This window comes from Chryseobacterium sp. 7 (genome assembly GCF_003663845.1).
GTDB lineage: Bacteria > Bacteroidota > Bacteroidia > Flavobacteriales > Weeksellaceae > Chryseobacterium.
The window spans coordinates 3711965-3735185 of the sequence record NZ_RCCA01000001.1; the positions used below are offsets into that span (position 1 = coordinate 3711965).

The window sequence follows — 23221 nt, forward strand, 5'->3', positions numbered from 1 at the left end:
CATTAAAAACAATTTTCAATTATGGAAACAATCGACTTCATTGGACATTAAAAATTCTGTAAATTTTTTTGAACTAATTATTAACACTGTTAGGAAAAAATACAGCATTTATCAAAACACTTTACTTACCTCTAACACTTCATTAAAAAAATTAAACCAACAATGAAATTACCTGGAAAAACAAGGTTTATTGTACTTATTGCAAGTATAATTCTTTTACAGAGCTGCACAAAAGCCGCAGAAGGAACCAATGCCGCACCTCCAGCTCCAGAACTTCCGGTTTATACCGTTATTACATCACCCGCTACTACATATCAGGAATTCCCAACTGCTTTGGAAGGGAAAAACAACGTAGAAATCAGATCTCAGGTAGACGGATATCTGGATAGGATTTATGTAGAAGAAGGTGCTTATGTAAGAGCAGGACAACCGTTATTTAAAATAGATTCAAGAAGCTACGGCGAGCAGATGAATATGGCTCAGGCTAATCTTCAGGCTGCCAATGCCAATATCCAAAAAGCAAGAGTGGAAGTAGACAGAATTCAGCCACTGGTTGCTGCAAAAGTAGTTTCTGATGTACAGCTTAAAACAGCAAAAGCCAATTATGAAGCTGCCGTTGCCGCTGCTTCTCAAGCCAGAGCCTCTGTTGGAAGCGCAAGAATCAATGTAGGATTTACAACGATTACAGCTCCTGTAAGTGGTTATATCGGAAGAATTCCTTACAAAAAAGGAAGTTTGATCTCAAGAACAGATGTAAATCCATTGACATTATTATCTGATATCAGTGAAATCTATGCCTACTTCTCTTTAAGTGAACTTGACTTCATCGCTTTCCAAAACAAATACCCTGGAGCAAGCTTAGAAGAAAAGCTGAAAAATATGCCGATGGTGGATCTTGTAATTGCCGATAACAGTACTTACCCTGAAAAAGGAAGATTAAGCATTGTAGACGGGCAGTTTGATAAAACTACCGGAGCCATCAGTGTACGTGCCGTTTTCCCTAATGCCAACGGAACTTTAAGAACCGGAAACACAGGAAGAGTGCGTATGCCTCAGCTGATCTCGAATGCAGTGGTTATTCCTCAGGAATCAACATTTGAAATTCAGGATAAGACCTATGTATATGTAATGGATAAAGGCAAAAAAGTAATGGGAAGACCTATTAAAATAGCTGGAAAAACAGACAGCTATTACTTTATTTCCGAAGGGCTTGCTCCTGGAGAAAAAATCGTATACACAGGAATTGGAAACTTGAAAGACGGTGCCACCATCAGACCGAGAAATATTTCTTCTGACAGCTTATTAAAAGCGAAACCATTATAGTCCTTTCCGAAAACAGAAGACTTAAAAAAATAAACTTCTTATGTTAAAACAATTTATAGAAAGACCGGTCCTTTCAACGGTCATCTCCATAATACTTTTATTATTGGGAGCTTTGTCTCTCTTTAATTTACCGATTGCCCTCTTTCCGGATATAGCTCCACCAAGCGTTCAGGTAACGGCATTCTATCCTGGAGCTAATGCTGAAGTCGTAGCACGTTCAGTTGCGACTCCTATTGAGGAAGCAGTGAACGGGGTTGAAAATATGACCTATATGACTTCCAACTCTAGTAATGACGGTACTATGACACTTAGCGTGTACTTCAAGCAGGGAGCAGATGCGGATAATGCAGCGGTAAACGTACAGAACCGTGTATCAAAAGCAATGAGCCAGCTGCCTCAGGAAGTAGTACAGGCGGGAATTTCAACCCAGAAGGTTCAGAACAGTATGATCATGTTCATGGGGTTAACCAGTGAAAATGAAAAACAATACGATGAATTATTCCTTCAAAATTACCTGAAGATCAATGTCATTCCACAGATACAACGTATCCCAGGAGTTGCACAGGCTCAGGTATTCGGAACAAGGGATTATTCCATGAGAATCTGGTTGAAACCGGATCGTTTGGCATCAAACAATCTTTCTCCACAGGAAGTGTTAGCAGCCATTAAAGATCATAACCTTGAAGCTGCCCCAGGCCGTCTTGGGCAAGGAAGTAAGGAAACTTACGAATACATCCTCAAATATAAAGGAAAACTAAATAAAAATGAAGACTATGAAAATATCGCTATCAAAGCGAATAGTGACGGTTCTTTCTTAAGATTAAAAGATGTAGCACGAGTAGAGTTCGGATCTTACACCTATACTGCGACCAACAGAGTAGACGGGAAACCGGTTGCCGGATTTGCCATCTTACAAACCGCTGGTTCCAATGCCAACGAAATCCTTACGGAGATTGAAAAGCAGGTGAAAGTAATGGAAACCACTCTTCCAAAAGGAGTGAAGCCTATTATCATGTATAATTCCAAAGACTTTTTGGATGCTTCTATCCATCAGGTTGTGGAAACGCTTGTTATTGCTTTCGTGTTGGTATTTATTGTAGTATTTATCTTCCTTCAGGATTTCAGATCTACATTAATCCCGGCAATTGCCGTACCGGTAGCGATTATCGGAACCTTCTTCTTCCTTCAGCTATTTGGCTTCAGTATCAATATGCTTACTTTATTCGCATTGGTACTCGCCATTGGTATTGTAGTGGATGATGCGATTGTAGTAGTAGAAGCTGTCCATTCCAAAATGGAACAGACAGGAATGCCTGTAGAACACGCTACGATGCACTCAATGAGTGAAATTTCAGGAGCTATTATTTCCATTACATTGGTAATGTGTGCCGTGTTTATTCCGGTCGGGTTCATGCAGGGACCTGCAGGAGTTTTCTACAGACAGTTTGCCTTCACATTAGCGATTGCGATTTTAATCTCAGCAGTGAATGCATTAACATTGAGCCCGGCATTATGTGCAATGTTCTTAAATGATCCTCAGGGAGAACATGGTGAGCACGGTCATAAAAAAGGTTTTGGAGCAAGATTCTTCAATGCTTTCAACGCCAGCTTCAACAGCATGACGAGAAAATATATCTACAGCCTTAAGTTTTTAATTAAAAACAAATGGGTTGCCATAGGAGGTCTTGTTATTATTACAGCAGCAAGTGTATTTTTGATCAAACAGGCTCCGTCAGGATTTATTCCTACTGAAGACCAGGGATTTGTACTATACGCTGTAAATACTCCTCCGGGAAGTTCACTGGAAAGAACACACAGAGCAACGGAACAAATTGATAAAATCATCAATGGGGAAAAAGCAACCAACCACCTTTGGGTAGCAGATGGGATGAACTTTATCAGTAATTCTAACGCTTCTCCGTATTCTGCAGGTTTTATCAAACTTAAAGATTATGACAAACGTGGGGAAATGAAAGATCCGGATGAGATTGCAGCAACATTGACAGGAAAGGTAAGCCAGGTGAAAGATGCTAATGCATTCTTCTTCAATTTCCCTACTGTACAAGGTTTTGGTAACGTTTCAGGATTTGAATTCATGCTTCAGGATAAAACGAACGGTTCTTTCAAACAGTTAGAAACAACTACTCAACAGTTTATTGGAGAGCTGATGAAAAGACCTGAAATTGCTTTTGCCTTTACAACTTATGCAGCAGGAAACCCTCAATATACCATTGATGTGGATACAGATAAAGCCAACCAGCTGGGTGTTTCTGTAACAGAATTGATGCAGACCATGCAGATTTATTTCGGAAGTAGCTTTGTATCGGATTTCAACAGATTCGGAAAATATTACAGAGTAATGGCCCAGGCAGATATTCCGTACCGTACAGATGTTAATTCACTGGAAGGAATTTATGTAAAAAATAAATCAGGAGAAATGGTTCCTGCAAAAACTTTGGTAACGCTGAAAAGATCTTTCGGTCCTGAAACGGTAACAAGAAATAACCTTTTCAATGCAGTAACGATTAACGGAACTCCAAAACCTGGCTACAGTACCGGAGATGCCATCAAAGCGGTAGAAGAAGTTGCCCAACAATCCCTTCCTAGGGGATACGGATATGAGTGGACAGGGATTACCCGTGAAGAAATAAAAACAAGCGGACAAACTACCTTTATTTTCTTCCTAAGTATCTTGTTTGTATACTTCTTACTGGCAGCTCAATATGAAAGCTATATTCTTCCGTTTGCGATTATTCTTACCATTCCTACCGGGATTTTCGGAGTATTTGCATTCACAGGATTAGCAGGAATTGATAACAATATTTATGTTCAGGTGGGATTGATTATGCTTGTAGGACTATTGGCGAAGAATGCCATCCTGATTGTGGAATTTGCCGTACAGAGAAGAAAAGCAGGTAAAACATTAATTGAATCTGCCCTTCAGGCATCAAGATTACGTTTAAGACCCATCTTAATGACCTCTTTTGCCTTTATCGTAGGGATGCTTCCACTGGTATGGACACAGGGTGCTTCCTCAAAAGGAAACCACTCTATCGGTTACAGTACCGTAGGAGGAATGCTTACAGGAGTAATATTCGGGATCTTTATCATTCCGGTAATGTATGTTGTGTTCCAGTATCTGCATGAAAAAATGCCAAGCAGAAAAAAGAAAAGACTTCTGAAAAAACAAATGGAGGAAGAACTTTTAGCTGCTAGTCACTAATAAAAAATGAATTACAAAAACTTAGAGAAAATTTTAAGATCATAGTTTACCTATTTACCTGCCTGGTCTTAATGGTTTAAAAAAGCTAATTATTTTCTCCTACTAAAGACAATTTTTGCCTCTACAAAAACCTCTCTAAGTTTTGGATTCAATTAAAAGTTTAAAAACTATGAAACGAGTAAAAAATATTATTCTAACATTTGTGCTGGCCATCGGCTCTGTTTCGTGTGTGTCTAAACTGGCATACACGGAGCCTGAGCTTCCTCTTCCGGAAAAGTTTCAGTACACCGCCACTGCAGACACTGCCAGTATAGCTAATCTGGAGTGGAAACAGTTTTTCAGCGATCCTATTTTACAGGGACTGATTGAAAAAGGAATTAAAAATAATTATGACCTTCAGATTGCCTTAAAGCAGGTAGCTGCTTCACAGGAAAAACTGAAACAGGCAAAATATATGCAATATCCGGACGTTGGTTTCGGAGTAAGCGGCCAGATTTCAAGACCTTCCAAAAACAGTATGAATGGGCAAAGCTTAAATTTATTTTTAGGTTCAAGCCATGTTGAAGATTATAATGCAGCCTTCAACCTTTCATGGGAAGCTGACATTTGGGGAAAAATCAAAAACCAGCAGGAAGTTTCAAGAATGCAGTATCTTCAGACGTATGAAGGTTCAAAAGCTGTTCAGACTCAAGTGGTAGCAGCTATTGCGCAGGGATATTATAATTTATTGATGCTTGACAGACAATTAGCGATTGCAAAATCCAATCTGGAACTGAGCACCAATACCCTAATGATTACACAAAAAATGTGGGAAAGTGGTGATAATACCTCTTTAGGAGTACAACAGGCATCAGCACAGAAACAGGCAACAGAACTTCTGATTGCCCAACTGGAGCAAAATATCGCTATTCAGGAAAATGCATTGAGTATTCTAACTGGTGAGCTGCCTAATAAAGTAAACAGAACGATTGAAATGTCTGATACTTCATTACCTCAGAATATCTCCGCAGGACTTCCGGCAGCTATGGTAAGCCGCAGACCGGATGTGCGTCAGCAGGAATTGGTTTTATTAGAATCCAATGCCATGGTTGGAATTGCTCAAGCCAATATGTACCCTGCATTAAAGATTACAGCCAACGGAGGAGTAAATTCATTCAAATTTGATAACTGGTTCCAGATTCCGGCTTCGTTATTCGGGTCGGTTTTAGGAGGAATTACCCAGCCTATTTTCCAGAAAAGACAATTGAAAACAGATCTGGAAGTAGCAAAAATTCAAAGAGAGAAAAATGTGTTGGCATTCCGTCAGTCGGTATTGAATGCCGTGGGAGAAATTTCTGATGCTTTGGTTTCCAATGAAAACTTAAAAGTTCAGGAACAGAAAGCCACGGAACAATCTACCACGTTAAAAGACGGAATTAAAAGTGCACAACTTCTTTACAAAGGAGGTTCAGCCAATTACCTGGAAGTGATTACAGCACAGGGAAATTCCCTACAGGCAGAGTTGAATCTGGCTTCCATTAAAAGACAGAGATTAAGCAGCATTGTAGATTTATACAGAGCTTTAGGCGGCGGTTGGAAGTAGTAAATTAAATTATATTTGTTTTAAGATGCGGTTCTTTTCAGAGCCGCATTTTTTATGATTTTATTGATGAAATGAATGATCATTAAACCATTAAGAATATTTAAGTTGCTAAGTTTAATTAAGAAAAATCAAATAGATTTTTAAGACAATACTTCATAAGGCGAAGCTTTCTTAATATTCTTAACACCTTAATAGTTCCTTCATGGTTTAAAATAATTCAGGTAAAATTTATTCCTGAAATTGTTCAGCAATCCAATTCAGCAAATCTCCAAAATCCTTTTCAGAATATCCCAATTGTAAATAATGAATATCATCCGCCTTTCTGTACCATGTCAGCTGACGTTTCGCATATCTTCGGCTGTTCTTTTTAATTTCTGAAACCGCAAAATCAAGATCCCACTCTCCGTCAAAATATTTGAAAAGTTCCGCATATCCTACTGTATTTAAAGCCGTCAGATTCTTGAATTTCTCAAGACCTTTTACCTCATCCGGCAAGCCTTTCTCCATCATAATATCCACTCTCCTATTGATTCTGTCGTACAGTTCTTCCCTTGGAGCTTCTATTCCGATTCTGATCACATTAAAATCTCTGCCATTCTGGGAAACCGAAATATGGTCAGAATATTTTTTATCCGTTTGCCAGATAATATCAATGGCTCTCAATAGCCTGCGGTGATTGTGAATGTCTACCACACTGAAATACTCGGGATCCAATTCCTGTAAAATTTCCTGAAGCTTTTCTATTCCCTCCTGCTCCATAATAGCCTGAAGTTTATCCTGATTTTCAGCATTGGCCTCCGGCAGATCATGTAACCCCTCTATCACCGCTTTTTCATACATCATACTTCCGCCAACAAGAATGACAGTATCATGAGTTGTAAAAAGTTCATTAAGTTTTTGAAGGGCATCTTCTTCGTACTGACCGATAGAATAATATTCTTCAACTGAAAGATTTCCGATAAAATGATGAGGTGCAGCAGACAACTCTTCTTCAGATGGTGCAGCTGTTCCTATTTTCATTTCTTTAAAAAACTGGCGGGAATCACATGAAATAATCTCCGTATTGAAATGCTGAGCCAAATCAATTGCCAATCTCGTTTTACCAATTCCGGTAGGTCCTACAATAGAAATTAAATTTTTCTTTTTCACAGCGCTAATTTACGAAAACGAGCTCATTTGAATTTTTATTTTTAAATACAAAAAAACTACAGATTGTTTTGAACCATTAAGGATATTTAAGTTATTAAGTTTAATTAAGAAAAAAAATCCTATAGATTTTTCTTAAGCATTATGCTAAAAGCGAAGCTCATCTTAATATTCTTAACGCCTTCATTAAAATCTTCATGGTTCAAAATAAATTTAACATTGAGTAATCAGATAGTCTATGTTGGAATTTCATTGTATCACATTATAGACTTAAATGTTTATCTTTGTAGAACAATAAAAAACTATGATTTTATCAATGACCGGATTCGGTAGAGCCGAAGATGTTTTTGAAGGAAAAAAAATTACTATTGATATTAAATCTCTGAACAGCAAGAGCTTTGATTTGAATATTAAAATTCCTTTACGTTATAAAGAAAAAGAATTTGAAATCAGAAAAATTCTTAACGATAGAATTATCCGTGGAAAAGTAGACTGCTACGTTAATATAGAGAATCTTGAAGAGTCCAATGATGTAAAAATTAATAAAAATTTAATTGATTCTTATATCAAAGAACTTAAAAACATAGCTTCAGACGGCCCCAATTTCGAATACCTTAAAATGGCGGTAAGACTTCCTGATGCCATTACATCAAGACCAGACGAATTAACGGAAGGTGAATGGGAAGCTTTGGCTAAAATTGTCAATAATGCGGTGGACAAATTTGAAGAATTCAGAAAAACTGAAGGCAGTAATCTGCATGAAGAATTAAACAGGAATATTCAGAATATCGACAAATACCTTGCAGAAGTAATTCCTTTTGAAGAAGAAAGAATTGTAAGCGTGAAAGAGCGTTATCAGAAATCTTTGAAAGAATTTGAAAACGTGGATGAAACACGTTTCTATCAGGAAATGGCTTATTTTACTGAAAAACTTGATATTTCTGAAGAAAAGGTAAGACTTACCCAGCACTTGAAATATTATAAAGAAGTAATGGATAATGAGTCTTTCAACGGAAAAAAATTGGGCTTCATTTCTCAGGAAATCGGAAGAGAAATCAATACATTAGGGTCTAAAGCCAATCATGCAGATATCCAGAAACTGGTTGTGATGATGAAAGATGACCTTGAAAAAATAAAAGAACAAACGTTAAACGTATTATAATAGTTGACCGTTAGCAGGTGATCGTTTACAACAAATGATCACCTGTCAACTAACAACTGACAACTCTATGGATAAAGTAATTATATTTTCAGCACCATCAGGGAGCGGAAAAACTACATTGGTAAAGCATTCGCTGGAAACATTTCCTGAGCTGGAATTTTCAATCTCATGCACTACGAGGCAGCCAAGAGGAAGTGAAGTTCATGCAGTGGATTATCATTTTCTGACACCGGATGAATTCAGGCAGAAAATTTCTGAAGATGCTTTTGTAGAATATGAAGAAGTATATACTGATAAATATTACGGTACTTTAAAATCTGAAGTAGAAAAAATCTGGAATCAGGGAAAGGTAGTTATTTTTGATGTAGATGTAAAAGGAGGCATCTCGCTAAAAAAATATTTCGGTGATAAAGCGCTGTCTATTTTTATAGAACCACCTTCTATTGAAGAATTGGAACGAAGATTGATTTCCAGAAACACAGATGATGCAGAAACCATAAAAACCCGTGTTGCAAAGGCAGAAGAAGAAATGACCTACGCCAGCGAGTTTGACAAGATCGTGATTAATGAAGATCTTGATGCAGCTAAAATAGAAATAGAAAGTTTAATAAAAAGTTTTATCAGTAATTAATGGCTGGAAGATGGAAGCCGGAGGATGGAAGTAATCAAATACTCTCAAAATCTAACTTCTAATTTCTAACCTCTACTAACTTCTGATAATAAAAAATTGAGGTTGATATGAGTACCGAAACATTAGAAAAAGCTAAATCTGCAATTCCTGTCAGAGGATTTCTGGATATAAAAGATATTGCTATTCCTCAGGGAGAAGAGCTTGTGAAAGCCATTCTTAAACTGAAAGAAGAAAAAAATGCAGTGATTCTTGCCCATTATTACCAGCCGGGAGAAATTCAGGATATTGCTGATTTCCTTGGAGATTCTTTACAGCTGGCAAGACAGGCAAAAGATACCAATGCTGACATGATCGTATTCTGTGGAGTACATTTCATGGCAGAAGCCGCTAAAATCCTAAATCCAACTAAAAAAGTAGTTCTTCCTGATACGATGGCCGGATGCTCTCTGGCAGACGGTTGTTCTGGTGAAGGATTAAGAAAAATGCGTGAGCAGCACCCGAATGCTTTAATTGCCACTTACATCAACTGTAATGCGGAAACAAAAGCAGAAAGTGACATTATTGTAACAAGCTCAAATGCTGAAACCGTTATTGAAGCCCTTCCGAAAGACAGACCAATCATCTTCGCACCGGATAAAAACCTGGGAAGATATCTGTCTAAGAAAACAGGACGTGATATGATCCTTTGGGATGGAAGCTGTGTGGTACACGAAGCATTTTCAATGGAAAGAATTGCCCAGCAACTGGCAGACAATCCGGATGCAAAATTGATTGCACATCCCGAAAGTGAAGAAGCAGTTTTGAAACTGGCTCACTTTATTGGTTCCACTTCTGCTCTGTTGAACTATGTAGAAAAAGATGACTGTCAGAAATTCATCATCGCTACAGAAGAAGGAATTCTTCACGAAATGAGAAAACGTGCTCCTCACAAGGAACTGATTCCTGCATTGGTTTTTGATGAAAGCTGCAACTGTTCAGAATGTTTCTACATGAAACGCAACACCATGGAAAAGCTATATTTATGTATGAAATATGAGCTTCCTGAAATTCTTATCGATGAAGAATTAAGGTTAAAAGCATTGAAGCCTATTGAAGCCATGCTTGATCTTTCAAAAAGTATAAAATAAAAAAAAGCACTGTTTTCACTAGTCATGGTCGGAAGAAATTTCCGACCATTTTTTATGTTTTAAGTTTTGAAGACTTTTGCAGGATCCCCCCCGCAAATATTATTAAAATTGCGGTAATCATATCCCGAAGTTCCATAGCGATGCGTCTTTTAGCTGTTTTATATCCTAAATTGTTTACTTTTTTGTAAATCAAGAGCAGCATAGAAGCAATCATTGTCATGTAGAGCATTACTTCAATTCCGTTTTTATTGAGCGAAACAAGATGGCTTAAATTCAACTCTTGTTTCATAAATCTGAAGAATACCTCAATATCCCACCTTTTACGGTAATAATCCGATATTTCTTTGGCAGAAAGTTCAAATTCGTTGGTTATGAACCAAAGTTCTTTAGCTGTTTTTTCATTTTTGATAACGATCAACCGAAAATATGTTTCTACTTTTTCTTCACGATGATGAATATTTCCCCGTTTGTTTTGGATGGGTTTTCCGGTGTAAAGCTTCACTTTGCTGTCTTTAATAACTCCCCAATCATCCCATTTTATTGGGGTTTCTGTTTTAATAAAAGATTCAATCTCTTCATATTTCCTGTTTTCTTTGGAACGGATAATAAATTTCAGAAGCTTTTCTTCAAAATCTTTCATCGTCCTTGTAGACTGGATCCCTCTGTCTATGATATAAATATTATCATGATGATCTTCTTTTTTCACCTGGTTCAGAACAGCCTGGGCAAGAGCATTATCTTCTGTTGAGTATTTTTGCCCCGTAAAAACATCTACCGCTGATGGCAAAATTCCGTCAAATGAAAAACTGAATTTCACTAATTTTTTTCCACTTTTCTGATCAATTCCTTCTTTAAGCTTGTTACATGTATCAGCTACAATGGTACTGTCAACTCTGATTAAGTTGTATTTTTCGATTTCTGTCTTGGAATAAAGTTCCGAAAATCTTTCGTACATCTGTTCGTAGATTTCTAGGAAATAATTGGAATCAATTTTTGAAAGCCTCTCAGAAATTGAACTCCTTCGAATCTTTTCCTCTTCCCCTAAGCCAAATAACGCTTTGAATCCACTGCTATTAAAAGTATCTTCGAGTGTTCTTTGACTTAATTTTTCATTATCAAATATGCAATACAAAAGCAGGTAGAATATTTTTCTTCCATGCAAAACTTTACTATAATAATCCACTTTTGTACTTGCGGAAAGGTGACTTAAAAGTGCTTCGGGAATAAATTCTAAAACATCTTTAAGTGATATTTTGTGATCTTTAAAAACTGACATAAACAATTGATTATCAGCAATAAAGATACAAAAAATGAAAAAATGAAACAATAAAACAAATTAAATAGTTGATAATCAATTAATTACAATAATAATATTGAATATCTAAAAACAAAAAGTCGGAAGAAAAAATCTTCCGACCATGACTACTGTTTTCACAGTGCTTTTTTTTGTTCTAAAGACAGATATTATCTTTAAGATACTCCTCCGCTCATACATGACATATCAACAATAACACACATTTTACAACGGTCAGGAAGCATCTGAAAAGCTTCACAAGGGGCATCGCCAGGATTATTTCCATAAGTAGTATTTTTAGGACATCCTGTGCATGTGGCTGGGCCTGCTCCCTGCAGTGTTTGAAGTTCTTTTCTGTTTAATTTCTTTAAATTTTTCATAGTAATCTTAATTATTATTTTGATTTTGATTTTTTATTAACCTTCCAGTACCATACAGCTTCCTGGTATGGATGGATCGTATGGAAATAGGTAAAGGCATACTTTGCGCCCTCTGAAATCTGTACATACCGCACACCCTTTTGGTCCGCAGTCAAGATCTACAGCACAGGAGTCTCCCGTTCCTCCAATAATAGCTCTTAAGCTTTCTCTGTTTAATTTTTTTGAATTTTTCATGGTCATTTAATTTGATTAAGGTGTATTGAAATAGTTTTTACTATTAAACCTGCTTAAACTTTTTACATCGAACCCATATTGTAAACCATTAAGTATTTTTTAAGGTGTAGAGTACAGTTAAGATAACATCACTTTGATTTTTTAAACGTAAGACAAAGCTCATCTTAATATTCTAAATCTCTTATTATCTCTTCTTTATGGTTCAAAAAATAAAAGTTTAAACAAGGTATTGATATTTTTTCATTACTTAAATTAGTAAGGGCCAAAACATTCAAAACTTACCAGTACTCTTCCTTTACAGCATTCCGGTAAAGCATAATAATCTGCGCACGATCTTGGTTCACCAGGCCCGTATGGCCCGGCAGGACAATTCTCAAAACAGTTGTTGACATCTCCTCCACTAATTGATTTCAAATTGAAACGGTTTAATTTCTTTAATTTTTTCATGATTATTTCGTTATTAGTTAACATTATAAATGTAACATTTTTAATCAATTACACCAAATACATCTCTAAAAAAGGAAATATATTTTATTATATTAAAAACTTGGCTGTTTCAAAATAATTTGTACATTTGTCCTGTTACAATGAATTTATTAAGAAACATATCTGATATTTCTGCCCTGAAATCACCTATTTCAGGCATATCTTGTGTTTCTACATTCACAACTACAACAACTACCCCATAACGGGGTAAATTTTCACATATTATTTCCGGCACCCCTACTCTTTTTTTTAAAGAGTAACCACTTCTTTTTATCCAACTTCAAAAAAATAATTGATGAAAGTTTTAAAATTCGGCGGAACATCAGTCGCCCATTCTCAGAATATCTTACTGGTGAAAAACATCATAAAAAGTGAATCTTTAAAAAGCAAAGTTGTAGTTATAGTATCAGCTCTACATGGCGTTACTGATCAGTTGATTAAAGCAGCAGAATATGCTTCAGTAAAAGATGAAAGTTATATTCAGATTGTTCAGAATATTGAGGAAAAACATATCAGCCTGGTAAAAGAACTTTTTCCGATCGCAGAACAAAGTTCATGGTTAAGCTTTGTAAAAAAGCATTTCAATGATATTGAGGATCTCTGCAACGGAATTGCTGTCCTTGGCGAATTAACAGACAGAATTAAAGATAAAATTGCCTCTTACGGAGAATTTCTGTCTTCAAATATTATTGCAGCAAAACTAAAGCAGGAGAAACTAGACTGCATATGGATGAACTCTGCCGAGCTGATAAGAACCGACAGCAATTTTACCAATGCAAAAGTAGATTTTGATACCACCGAAAAAAATATCATCCGTTTTCTGGACGAAAATCAGAACCGTATCATTATAGGGCCGGGTTTTATTGCCCATGACGAAAAAAATAATGCAACGACCTTAGGGAGAGGCGGATCAGATTATACGGCTTCGATTATTGCAGGGGCTATTCATGCAGAAGAGCTTCAGATCTGGACAGATGTAAGCGGAATGATGACTGCTGATCCTCGACTGGCTTCCAATGCTAAACCTATTTCGGAAATATCTTATCATGAAGCAATGGAACTGTCTCATTTCGGGGCAAAAGTGCTTTATCCTCCTTCCATTCAGCCCGTGATGGTAAAAAATATAAACCTGATCATCAAAAATACTTTCGATCCGGAAGCACAGGGAACTTTAATTTCCCATCAACTGAAATCCTCTGAAGATGAAAAGCAAATTGCCGTGGGAATTTCAAACATGAACAATATTGCTCTGCTTACCTTAGAAGGAAGCGGCATGGTAGGAATTCCGGGTATTTCAGCAAAATTATTCCAGTGTTTAAGCCAGGAAAAAATAAATATAATCCTTATTACACAGGGATCTTCAGAACATTCCATCACAATTGCTATTGAAGAAAAAGAAGCTTTGAGGGCAGAAAATGCAATCAATTCTACCTTTGCTGATGATATCAACCTGGAAAGAGTGTATGCTGTAAAAATAGAAACAGGCCTTTCTATTGTTGCGATTGTTGGAGAAAATATGAAAAGCAGAAGCGGGGTGAGTGCAAAAATGTTTGGGTGCCTTGGAAATAACGGAATCAATATAAGAGCGATTGCGCAGGGGTCTTCAGAAAGAAATATCAGTATTGTTATTTCAGCAAAGGACAGTAAAAAAGCAGTGAACGTCCTTCACGAAGAATTTTTTGAATCCGAAATTAAACAAATCCACCTCTATATCAGTGGAACAGGAAATGTAGGTTCAAAACTGATCCAGCAGATTTATGATCAAAATGAATATTTAAAGGAAAACTTTTTGATCAATCTGAGAATTGCAGGAATTTCAAACAGCCGTCATATGCTGTTTTCAGATCAGGGAATATCAAAGGAAAACTATCTTAACTGGAACCAGCAGGGTGAAAAAGCCTCTGCCAGAGAATTTGCTGATGAAATTATCCGCAGAAACCTTAGGAATTCTGTTTTCGTTGATGTAACTGCAAGTCCTGACATTCCTGAAGTGTATGAAAGCTTATTAAAAAGAAGTGTGAACATTGTGGCCTGTAATAAAATTGCAGCTTCTTCAGATTTTAAAAAATATAAAACCTTAAAAAATACAGCAAGAAACCACAGCTGCAAATTTTATTTTGAAACCAATGTGGGCGCAGGGCTTCCTGTCATAGGAACCATCAACGACCTCATCAAAAGCGGAGATCAAATACAATCTATCAAGGCTGTATTAAGTGGAACACTGAATTTTGTTTTTAATAATTATGAGGGCAGCAGAATATTCTCTGAAGTAGTGGCACAGGCTCAGAAAGAGGGGTATACAGAACCGGATCCGAGACTTGACCTGTCCGGAACAGATGTGGCAAGAAAAATTTTAATTCTGGCAAGAGAAGCCGGATATCCACTTCAATTTGAGGAAATTGAAAACATCGGTTTTCTTCCGGAAGAATGTATGCAAGGAAGTGTTGATAACTTTTATGAGAAACTTACAGTGTATGAAGAGCATTTTAAAAACTTATTGAATAAGGCAAAAGCCGAAGGAAAAATTTTAAAATATGTGGCAGAATTTGAAGATGGAAAAGCCAAAGTAGGTCTGCAGCATATTGCTCCGGAAAGTGACCTGTTTCACCTTTACGGTAAAGACAATATTGTCATTTTTAAAACCCTGAGATATTCTGAACAGCCATTAGTCGTAAAAGGAGCAGGTGCCGGGGCTGATGTAACAGCAAGTGGAGTTTTTGCAGATATTATCCGTTCCATCTAAAAATATATTTATGAAAAAAGTAAAATTAAAAGTACCCGCCACTGTTGCCAATTTGGTTTGTGGATTTGATATTCTGGGAATGGCAGTACATGATCCTTATGATGAAATGGAATTTCGGTTACTGGAAACCCCTGAAATCATTATAAAACATACTGACGCTTTCGGACTCCCAGAAGAACCTTCCAAAAATGTTGCGGGAGTTGTCTTGCTAAAAATTCAGGAATATTTTAACCTGAAAAAAGGCTTTGAAGTCATTATCCATAAACATATAAAACCAGGAAGCGGGCTCGGCTCCAGTGCAGCAAGTGCCGCCGGAGCCGCCTTGGGAGCCAATCTTTTATTAGGAAACAAACTTTCCAAAGAGGAAATGGTTCATTTTGCCATGTTTGGAGAAGAGCTGGCTTCAGGAGTGCGTCATGCAGACAATATCGCTCCCTGCATCTATGGTGGAATTACTTTGGTAAAATCTACCAATCCTATTGATATTATTCCTTTAAATAGTCCTGATCTATTTGTCGCAGCTGTACATCCGCAGGTGGAAGTCAAAACTTCAGATGCAAGGCAAATTTTAAAGAAAAATATATCTTTAAAAAATGCTGTTGAACAATGGGGAAATATAGCAGGACTTGTGGCAGGAATTCAGAAAAATGATTTCTTATTAATTGGGAGAAGCCTTAACGATGTCATTATAGAACCTGTCCGAAGTATTCTGATTCCGAAATTTGACGAAATCAAAGCAAAAAGTCTTCAATTAGGTGCTTTGGGAGGAGGGATTTCCGGTTCAGGACCTTCAATTTTTATGCTTTCTGAGCAAAAAGAAACTGCAGAAAAAATTGCCCAGATGATGAAATCTATCTATGATGAAATTGACATAGAAAGTTTCGTCTACGTCTCAAAAATAAATCCGGGAGGAATTCAAATCGTTGAAGAAGAAATTTAACAATAAAAAACAGAAATGAAATACTATAATCTAAAAGACCATTCGGAAAAAATTGAATTCAAAGAGGCCACTATAAAAGGTCAGGGAAAAGAAAAAGGATTGTTTTTCCCTGAAAACATTCCTCAGTTTGATAAAGAATTTATTCAAAATCTTCACCAGTATTCTAATGGAGAAATTGCGTACAGATGCATGAAAGATTTTGCAGGAGATGAAATTCCTCCAGAAATCTTAAAAGAAATTGTGGCAGAAACCGTCAGTTTTGAAATTCCTTTGGTCAAAATCAATGAACAGATATCTATATTGGAATTATTTCATGGCCCTACCTTAGCTTTTAAAGATATTGGTGCAAGATTTATGAGCCGTTGCCTGTCTTATTTCATGAAAGATCAAAAGAAAAAAATCACTGTTCTTGTCGCCACTTCAGGAGATACAGGAGGAGCTGTTGCCCATGGATTTTATAAAATCCCGCAGATTAATGTAGTTATTTTATATCCAAAAAACAGGGTAAGCCCGGTTCAGGAAAAACAGCTGACTGCATTAGGAGAAAATATTTCAGCATTGGAAGTCAACGGGAGTTTTGATGACTGTCAGCGTCTTGTAAAGCAGGCTTTTTCGGATGAGGAAATCAACAGCCAGTTATTTTTGACTTCTGCTAATTCTATTAATGTTGCGAGATGGCTTCCGCAACAGATTTATTATTTAATAGCCTTAAAACAATGGATTCAACAGTATAAAGAACAACCTGTAATCTGCGTACCAAGCGGAAATTTCGGAAATATCTGTGCCGGGCTGCTGGCTCATTTCAGAGGATTGCCTGCCAGTCATTTTATTGCTGCATGTAATGCCAATCATGTCATTCCGGATTATTTTACAACTCAAAACTACCAGCCGCAAAAAGCTGTTGCTACTCTATCCAATGCCATGGATGTAGGAGATCCCAGTAATTTTGTAAGAATATTGGAACTTTTCGGGCATCAGTTTGAAACATTAAAAAATAAAATTTCAGCTTATTCTATTGATGATGACCAAACGATGAGCACCATCACGGAAGTTTATGAGAAATACGGATATATTCTGGAACCTCACAGCGCTGTAGCATTTGCTGCCATAGAGAAATATCTGAAAGAAAATCCTGAACAAAAAGGATTTATTCTGGGTACCGCACATCCGGTAAAATTCCCTGATGCGGTGGAAAAAACGATTCATACCCAGATTGAAATTCCGGAATCATTGAATGAACTTATGAAGAAGGAGAAAAAAACTGTAGAAATAAATTCAGATTTTGAAGAATTAAAACGATTTTTGCTTCATAAAATCTGAAGCAATGAGCAAAATATATCTTGAAGATGTAAGAATATATGCATACCATGGTGTACTTCCCGAAGAAAACATCATCGGAACCTATTATATTCTGAATGCAGAACTTCATACCGATCTGTGGAAAGCTGCCCTATCAGACGATTTGCATGACACTATAAGCTATGCAGACATCAATGATATTCTCCACAAGGAAATGAAAATAAAGTCCAAATTACTGGAACATGTGGCTGGAAGAATCATCACCAAAATTCACGACAGCTTTCCACAGGTCGATTATATTAAATTAAAAATAACGAAAACAGCTCCACCCATGCAGGGAGAAATGAGAGGTGCCAGCATTGAGCTTGAAAAGAGCTTTAAACCGGAAAATTAAAATGCTTATTTTCGTTTCATTAAAAAACATACAAATTGAAATTCGTTAAAATATTATTTTTAGCAATAGGGATCAGTACTTTTGGCCAGACCGGTGTTGATAATCAGCTGGCAGCTTATAACTTCCCTAAGATCAAATCCAGCATTACGATGCCAGTGACGATTCCTCTTTCCGAACTAAGTAATATGATCAATGCTTCTGTGAAAGATCTGGTTTATCAGGATGATTCTTATACGGATAACAACAATGATCAGTTCAAAGTAAAAGTTTGGAAGACAAGACCCATCCGACTTGTAGGAGGAACCAGCCAGAATTTACTGATTGAAGTTCCCTTAAAAATATGGGCAGAAAAAGGAATCGGTACTTTGGGGGTTTACACGTATCAGAATACCACTTTTGAAACAGTAATGTCTTTCAATACCACCGTTACTTTTAAAAATAACTGGACCATTACTACCAATACCCAGCCCAACGGTTTCAGATGGGTAACCAAACCGGTGCTTGATTATGGAAGGATACAGGTTCCTATCACTTCCATTGTTGAAAAAAGTTTAAAAGAGCAACAGGAAAAATTCTGTAAAACAATTGACCAGCAAATGGCTACGCAACTGAACTTCCAGCAATATGCCTTAATGGCGTGGAATACTTTTTTGCAGCCATTTAATATTTCGGAAGAATATAATACTTGGCTGAAAGTAAGCCCTGTGGCAGTTAATATCACTCCTTTGAAATTTTATGGAAACCAGATCAGTGCTACGCTTGGTGTGGATATTTACTCTGAAACTTTTACTGGAAATAAACCCGCAGCTTCTTCACCCGTCACCAGTGTTGCTAATTTTAACTCCACTCCTGCTGTTGCAGACAAATTTATTTTACAGACAACAGCCAATATTCCCTTTACAGAAGCGAGTAATATGGCAAGAAAAACTTTCCTGAACAAGGAGTTTGATGTTCGTGATTCTAAGGTAAAAGTAACAGACATCCGAGTATACGGGTTGGATAACAGAGTAGTTATTGAAGCTCAAACCGATGGCTATATAAAAGGAACTTCCATTATTTCAGGAATTCCGGTATATGATGAAACAAAAAGGAAAATTGTTCTATCTGAAACGAAATTTAAACTGAAAACTACCAATATTCTTCAAAAAACAGCTTCACTCCTGTTCCAGGGAAAAATTGTAAAAATGATTGAAGAGGAATATGGCATTCCGACTCAGGAACTGGAAGAAGCCTCAAGAAAAAGTATTGAAGAGGCCTTTAACAAAGAATATTATAAAGGATTAAAGATGAACGGAAAAGTTTTTAATCTTAAACCAAGTAAAATTCTGCTCAGCAATACAGGAATCACAGCCGTTATTGACACCAATGCTTCATTAAAATTATTGGTCAACGGATTTTAAAACTTCAAATAAAAACTAAACTAAAAACTAATAACCAATTATGAAAAGAATTCTAAATGTTGTTGAATATAACAAAGCCTCATCAGGGATCAGACTTGCTAATAATTTTCTGGATCTTATAGTTCTATATATTGTTAATTATATCCTCTCTTCTGTTTCTAATCTTCTTTATGAGGCCACTTCAATTGAGTTTTTCTACTTCTATAGTAATGGAAATTTATTATGGCAAATCCTGATTGGAAATTTCAATTATTGCCTTTATTATTTTTTGATGGAAAACTATTTAGATGGAAGAACCGTTGCAAAGTATATTACAGGAACCAAAGTAATCAGTACAGACGGTACGAAACCAACTACTCAACAAATTGTTTACAGAACTCTATCCAGAATTGTTCCTTTTGACGGCCTATCATTTCTTGGGGTAAACGGATGGCATGACACATGGAGTGATACAAGAGTAATTAACATCAAAAATTATCAGGCTGAAATTCAAGCAAAAAGCGAAATAGAGGATCTTGGGAAGAAAGAAATTGCTTAAAAACTTTTGTTCATAAAGAAATTTTACTATATTTGCACACCTCAAAAATGGTAAAAATGGTACTTTGGCCGAGCGGCTAGGCAGTGGTCTGCAACACCATCTACAGCGGTTCGAATCCGCTAGGTACCTCAGAAAAAACCTCTAAGTTATTTAGAGGTTTTTTTGTGCTTATTTTTATAAGATTATCATCCATATATTTTTATATTTATCAAAAAACAATAATATTAAAACCAATACCGATGATACAGTTTACCCTGGAAGAAAAAAGCATGATACTGGCAGCCATAAAGCATGAGAAAGAATTACAAGACAGAATGGATGAGGAAGAAATAGATTATGTGGAGGAAATAGAAGAAGAAATGCAAAGAGAAAATATTTTTATTTCAAGAAGGAATATAGACTCTCTTATCATTTATCTGGGGCACCTGCTTGACAAAACAGACCAGTACAACACCGCTGAAGTTCTGACTTTAGAAAGCAAATTAGACGATTTATCAAATTTACCTTAATACCTATCTCTGCCATTCGGTGGGGATTTTTTATGATAAGCCAAAAAAAATCCTCGGAAATTCCGAGGATAAAAACTAATAACCATGAAAACTCAAATTAAACATGAGTTATATTTCTATATTGAAAAATCGTGCCAAGAATAACAAATTTGATAAAAAAACTAATTTATTCCTGCAAAATCACATTTGTCATTTTAGCATTTTAAACCTATTTTATTGATGTTTTAAAAATAGCCTCATAATTATTTATAATTAATTCAGACAAATACAACATCACCATCAAAGTATTGGAAAAAAAATAATTTACATTTTAATACAATAAAATTAATATTCATGAAATAAATCTTTTCCCAATGTCTATTTGAAACATCAAAAAAAATAAATCCGTACTCAACTGACACTTTATCCTCTATTCAAATCAATCAGATTAATTCAAACAATATCATATTCCTATTTTTTAATATTGAAAATTTTATAAAGTATATCATCTGCCACAGAAAGACCAATAAAAAAAGCCCCCTGGAACGGAGGCCTCAAAAAACACAAATGATGAAAAAAAATTTTATTTCAGAGATAAAAATTACTTTATCTATTAATTCTATCACCAAAGATATACCAGTCTTACTTTTTATTTTATGAGTATAATCATAAAATTATTATTTCTTTTACATTGAGCATTTCCCTAGTGACAGACTATATTTCTCAAAAAAGGACAATAAAGAATACTTAACGACTCATCAACCGCTGGGTCAATTTCAAACATTTCACAATTTTCACACTCATAAATGGTATTTTAAGAAAAATACACACTCATAACATTTAAAATATATTAAAAAAATATTAAATACGCCATGATTCATGTTAAGTTTTTAATCTGCATTATTTTATAATTTTACATTATTAATTCAAAAGAACGTGATAAAATTTTCTATACTTATAGCCCACTATAATAATGGAAAGTATTTTAAAGAATGCTATCATTCATTAATTAACCAAACCTATAAAAACTGGGAGGTAATTATTATTGATGATGCTTCTACAGATAATTCAGTAGAGATGATACAGTCTCTGATTACCAACGACTCCCGTTTCAAACTTTATCAAAACAACATTAATCAGAGTTGTGGGTTTACAAAAGCAGCCTGCATACAATATGCCCAAGGAGATTTGTGTGCTTATCTGGATCCGGATGACGCTATTTATCCTCAAGCTCTTGAAAAAATCGTTCATGAATTTATACACAAAAATGATCTGGTAGCTGTTTATTCCCAAATGAGACTTTGTGATGAAAACCTTACTCCCGAAAGCACATATGCCGGTACCAAACAGATTTACAACGACCGTTATTTTTTCAATTGTCCTATTCAGGTTGCTCATTTCTTTACATTCAAAAGGGAAACATATTTAAGGACCAAAGGAATCAATCCTAACCTGAAAAATGCAGTGGATCAGGATCTTTACTTAAAAATATTAGAACAGGGAGAAGTGAAATACCTCAAAGAACCTTTATATTTATACAGAATTCACCCCCATGGAATTTCCCAGGATACATCAAAACAAAGTGCAAAAGAATCGTTTGCCAGGGTAATTCATGAGACTATGAAGAGACGGGGGCTTAAAGTAATTAACAATAAAACTGTTCCTGAAATTTTCACCAATTCACAGGAAATCTTTGAACTTCTTAATTATCAGAACAATCGAATAGAACGCTTAATCAGCAAAATAAAAGTCACTTTAGACAATATATAAGAACAAAAGACTTCTCGAAATGAGGAGCCTTTTTGATAAAATATGGAATGGAATGTTTTTATCAAATATACCATCTCCTATACAATTTTTATATGAGCAGAATCATAAACTTGAGATTAAAAACAAAAATAAATGCAAAAGGCCCCCTAACGGAGGCCTAAAAAACACAAATGATGAAAAAAATCTATTTAGAAAAATCCAAACAGAATATGTTAGAATCATTCAGCATACCCTTTTTTACTATATTTCTTCAAGAGAAAAATATAAGATAAGACCGGAACTGGAGAATGAATACTTTCAATAAGAGTCAAACTGCATCCTGAAGATTAAATTAACCATGATTTTAGACTATTATAATAATCCTATAAAATTCCAAACAATGTCATCAGGAATTATGGGTTTTCTAAAGAAAAATCTTCATTTCTGGAAGGGTAAATTTATCTAAATATTTTTGCGCTCACAAACACTACTCCTCCCAAACAATTGGAATATACACCGTGATATATCCGTCAGAGTCTACCTGAGCGTCTGAAACTGTAGCAACTACCGTTCCAAAACCTACCCAACCACCCTGTCCCTGCATGGCAGAAAAGGTATAAGTTCCTGCCGGAAGACCATCATAATATTGTGGAACCGACTGGAATCCACCGCCATAATAAGTATCATACACTTCTCCTGTAGTCATGTTTTCAGCAATAAAACTTCCTACATCGTAATTTCCTGAAAGAATTTTTGTACCACTTTTAGAAAGAAGTCCATAACGGATTTTGTAAGTCTGCGCCTTTGGAGCCTTATCAGACACTTCTGAACAAATCTTATTGCCTTCTACTATTTCTCCGGAGGAAAACGACGTTGCAACAGTCAGCAATCCAATCAATGCTGAGACTGTAAAAATTGATTTTTTCATATTAAAAGTAATTTGGTAGTTCAAAAGTAATCAACTTATATGAATTCAATAAAAACTATCAGTGAATTAAAATTTACAAATACCCTTGAAACACCTTACCAGCAATATAAAGCAATACATTATTAAAAATCATATTGGTTGTTTAATAATAATT

The 23221-nt window shown here is 35.8% G+C and carries 20 protein-coding genes and 1 tRNA gene; 15 read left to right on the top strand and 6 right to left on the bottom strand.

All coding sequences use genetic code 11. The annotated features are described in order from the left end of the window. The first annotated feature begins 162 nt into the window (after positions 1 to 162). The 3 genes from CLU97_RS17030 to CLU97_RS17040 all read left to right on the top strand — a co-directional run bounded on the left by CLU97_RS17030 (position 163) and on the right by CLU97_RS17040 (position 6128). Positions 163 to 1323: an efflux RND transporter periplasmic adaptor subunit gene (locus tag CLU97_RS17030; protein WP_121488990.1), complete on the top strand. Its 1161-nt coding sequence runs from the start codon at positions 163 to 165 to the stop codon at positions 1321 to 1323. Positions 1324 to 1363: 40 nt separating this feature from the next. Beyond that, on the top strand, positions 1364 to 4546 hold the full coding sequence (locus CLU97_RS17035) for an efflux RND transporter permease subunit (RefSeq protein WP_121488991.1): 3183 nt from the start codon (positions 1364 to 1366) through the stop codon (positions 4544 to 4546). Between the two features lie 169 nt (positions 4547 to 4715). Continuing rightward, entirely contained in the window at positions 4716 to 6128 is a 1413-nt protein-coding gene (locus tag CLU97_RS17040) for an efflux transporter outer membrane subunit (protein ID WP_121488992.1), read from the top strand. A gap of 228 nt (positions 6129 to 6356) precedes the next feature. On the opposite strand, the gene miaA is transcribed toward CLU97_RS17040, so the two are convergent. Further along, entirely contained in the window at positions 6357 to 7277 is a 921-nt protein-coding gene (miaA, locus tag CLU97_RS17045) for a tRNA (adenosine(37)-N6)-dimethylallyltransferase MiaA (RefSeq protein ID WP_121488993.1), read from the bottom strand. Between the two features lie 301 nt (positions 7278 to 7578). On the opposite strand from miaA, the gene CLU97_RS17050 reads away from it, so the two are divergent. The 3 genes from CLU97_RS17050 to nadA all read left to right on the top strand — a co-directional run bounded on the left by CLU97_RS17050 (position 7579) and on the right by nadA (position 10194). Further along, on the top strand, positions 7579 to 8436 hold the full coding sequence (locus CLU97_RS17050; RefSeq protein ID WP_121488994.1) for a YicC/YloC family endoribonuclease: 858 nt from the start codon (positions 7579 to 7581) through the stop codon (positions 8434 to 8436). A 67-nt stretch (positions 8437 to 8503) separates the two neighbouring features. Further along, positions 8504 to 9067, top strand: a complete 564-nt coding sequence (gene gmk, locus CLU97_RS17055) for a guanylate kinase (RefSeq protein WP_121489778.1) — start codon at positions 8504 to 8506, stop codon at positions 9065 to 9067. Positions 9068 to 9174: 107 nt separating this feature from the next. Continuing rightward, positions 9175 to 10194, top strand: coding sequence for a quinolinate synthase NadA (nadA, locus tag CLU97_RS17060; protein ID WP_034694934.1), 1020 nt, complete (start codon positions 9175 to 9177; stop codon positions 10192 to 10194). Positions 10195 to 10246: 52 nt separating this feature from the next. On the opposite strand, the gene CLU97_RS17065 is transcribed toward nadA, so the two are convergent. The 4 genes from CLU97_RS17065 to CLU97_RS17080 all read right to left on the bottom strand — a co-directional run bounded on the left by CLU97_RS17065 (position 10247) and on the right by CLU97_RS17080 (position 12549). Then, positions 10247 to 11470, bottom strand: coding sequence for an IS4 family transposase (locus CLU97_RS17065; protein WP_121486493.1), 1224 nt, complete (start codon positions 11468 to 11470; stop codon positions 10247 to 10249). A gap of 194 nt (positions 11471 to 11664) precedes the next feature. Then, complete coding sequence (locus CLU97_RS17070) at positions 11665 to 11868, bottom strand: bacteriocin-like protein (protein ID WP_121488995.1); 204 nt, start codon at positions 11866 to 11868, stop codon at positions 11665 to 11667. 36 nt (positions 11869 to 11904) lie between these two features. Further along, complete coding sequence (locus CLU97_RS17075) at positions 11905 to 12102, bottom strand: hypothetical protein (RefSeq protein WP_147436506.1); 198 nt, start codon at positions 12100 to 12102, stop codon at positions 11905 to 11907. Positions 12103 to 12354: 252 nt separating this feature from the next. Next, on the bottom strand, positions 12355 to 12549 hold the full coding sequence (locus CLU97_RS17080) for a bacteriocin-like protein (RefSeq protein WP_121488997.1): 195 nt from the start codon (positions 12547 to 12549) through the stop codon (positions 12355 to 12357). 334 nt (positions 12550 to 12883) lie between these two features. On the opposite strand from CLU97_RS17080, the gene thrA reads away from it, so the two are divergent. The 9 genes from thrA (at position 12884) to CLU97_RS17125 (ending at position 22160) form a co-directional block, all read left to right on the top strand. Then, the gene (gene thrA, locus CLU97_RS17085) at positions 12884 to 15331 is read left to right on the top strand and encodes a bifunctional aspartate kinase/homoserine dehydrogenase I (protein WP_121488998.1); all 2448 of its coding nucleotides are present in this window, start codon (positions 12884 to 12886) and stop codon (positions 15329 to 15331) included. Between the two features lie 10 nt (positions 15332 to 15341). Next, positions 15342 to 16271, top strand: coding sequence for a homoserine kinase (locus tag CLU97_RS17090; protein ID WP_121488999.1), 930 nt, complete (start codon positions 15342 to 15344; stop codon positions 16269 to 16271). A gap of 15 nt (positions 16272 to 16286) precedes the next feature. Continuing rightward, positions 16287 to 17591, top strand: coding sequence for a threonine synthase (thrC, locus tag CLU97_RS17095; RefSeq protein WP_121489000.1), 1305 nt, complete (start codon positions 16287 to 16289; stop codon positions 17589 to 17591). Positions 17592 to 17595: 4 nt separating this feature from the next. Continuing rightward, complete coding sequence (folB, locus tag CLU97_RS17100) at positions 17596 to 17964, top strand: dihydroneopterin aldolase (protein ID WP_121489001.1); 369 nt, start codon at positions 17596 to 17598, stop codon at positions 17962 to 17964. Between the two features lie 35 nt (positions 17965 to 17999). Continuing rightward, positions 18000 to 19364, top strand: coding sequence for a DUF4403 family protein (locus tag CLU97_RS17105; RefSeq protein ID WP_121489002.1), 1365 nt, complete (start codon positions 18000 to 18002; stop codon positions 19362 to 19364). A gap of 40 nt (positions 19365 to 19404) precedes the next feature. Further along, positions 19405 to 19902, top strand: coding sequence for an RDD family protein (locus CLU97_RS17110; protein ID WP_121489003.1), 498 nt, complete (start codon positions 19405 to 19407; stop codon positions 19900 to 19902). A 58-nt stretch (positions 19903 to 19960) separates the two neighbouring features. After that, a tRNA-Cys gene (locus CLU97_RS17115) sits at positions 19961 to 20031 on the top strand. A 110-nt stretch (positions 20032 to 20141) separates the two neighbouring features. Further along, the gene (locus CLU97_RS17120; RefSeq protein ID WP_121489004.1) at positions 20142 to 20411 is read left to right on the top strand and encodes a hypothetical protein; all 270 of its coding nucleotides are present in this window, start codon (positions 20142 to 20144) and stop codon (positions 20409 to 20411) included. A 915-nt stretch (positions 20412 to 21326) separates the two neighbouring features. Beyond that, positions 21327 to 22160: a glycosyltransferase family 2 protein gene (locus tag CLU97_RS17125; RefSeq protein WP_121489005.1), complete on the top strand. Its 834-nt coding sequence runs from the start codon at positions 21327 to 21329 to the stop codon at positions 22158 to 22160. A gap of 466 nt (positions 22161 to 22626) precedes the next feature. Here CLU97_RS17125 and CLU97_RS17135 read toward each other — a convergent pair whose 3' ends face one another. Next, positions 22627 to 23067, bottom strand: a complete 441-nt coding sequence (locus CLU97_RS17135) for a hypothetical protein (RefSeq protein WP_121489007.1) — start codon at positions 23065 to 23067, stop codon at positions 22627 to 22629. Positions 23068 to 23221: the final 154 nt, after the last annotated feature.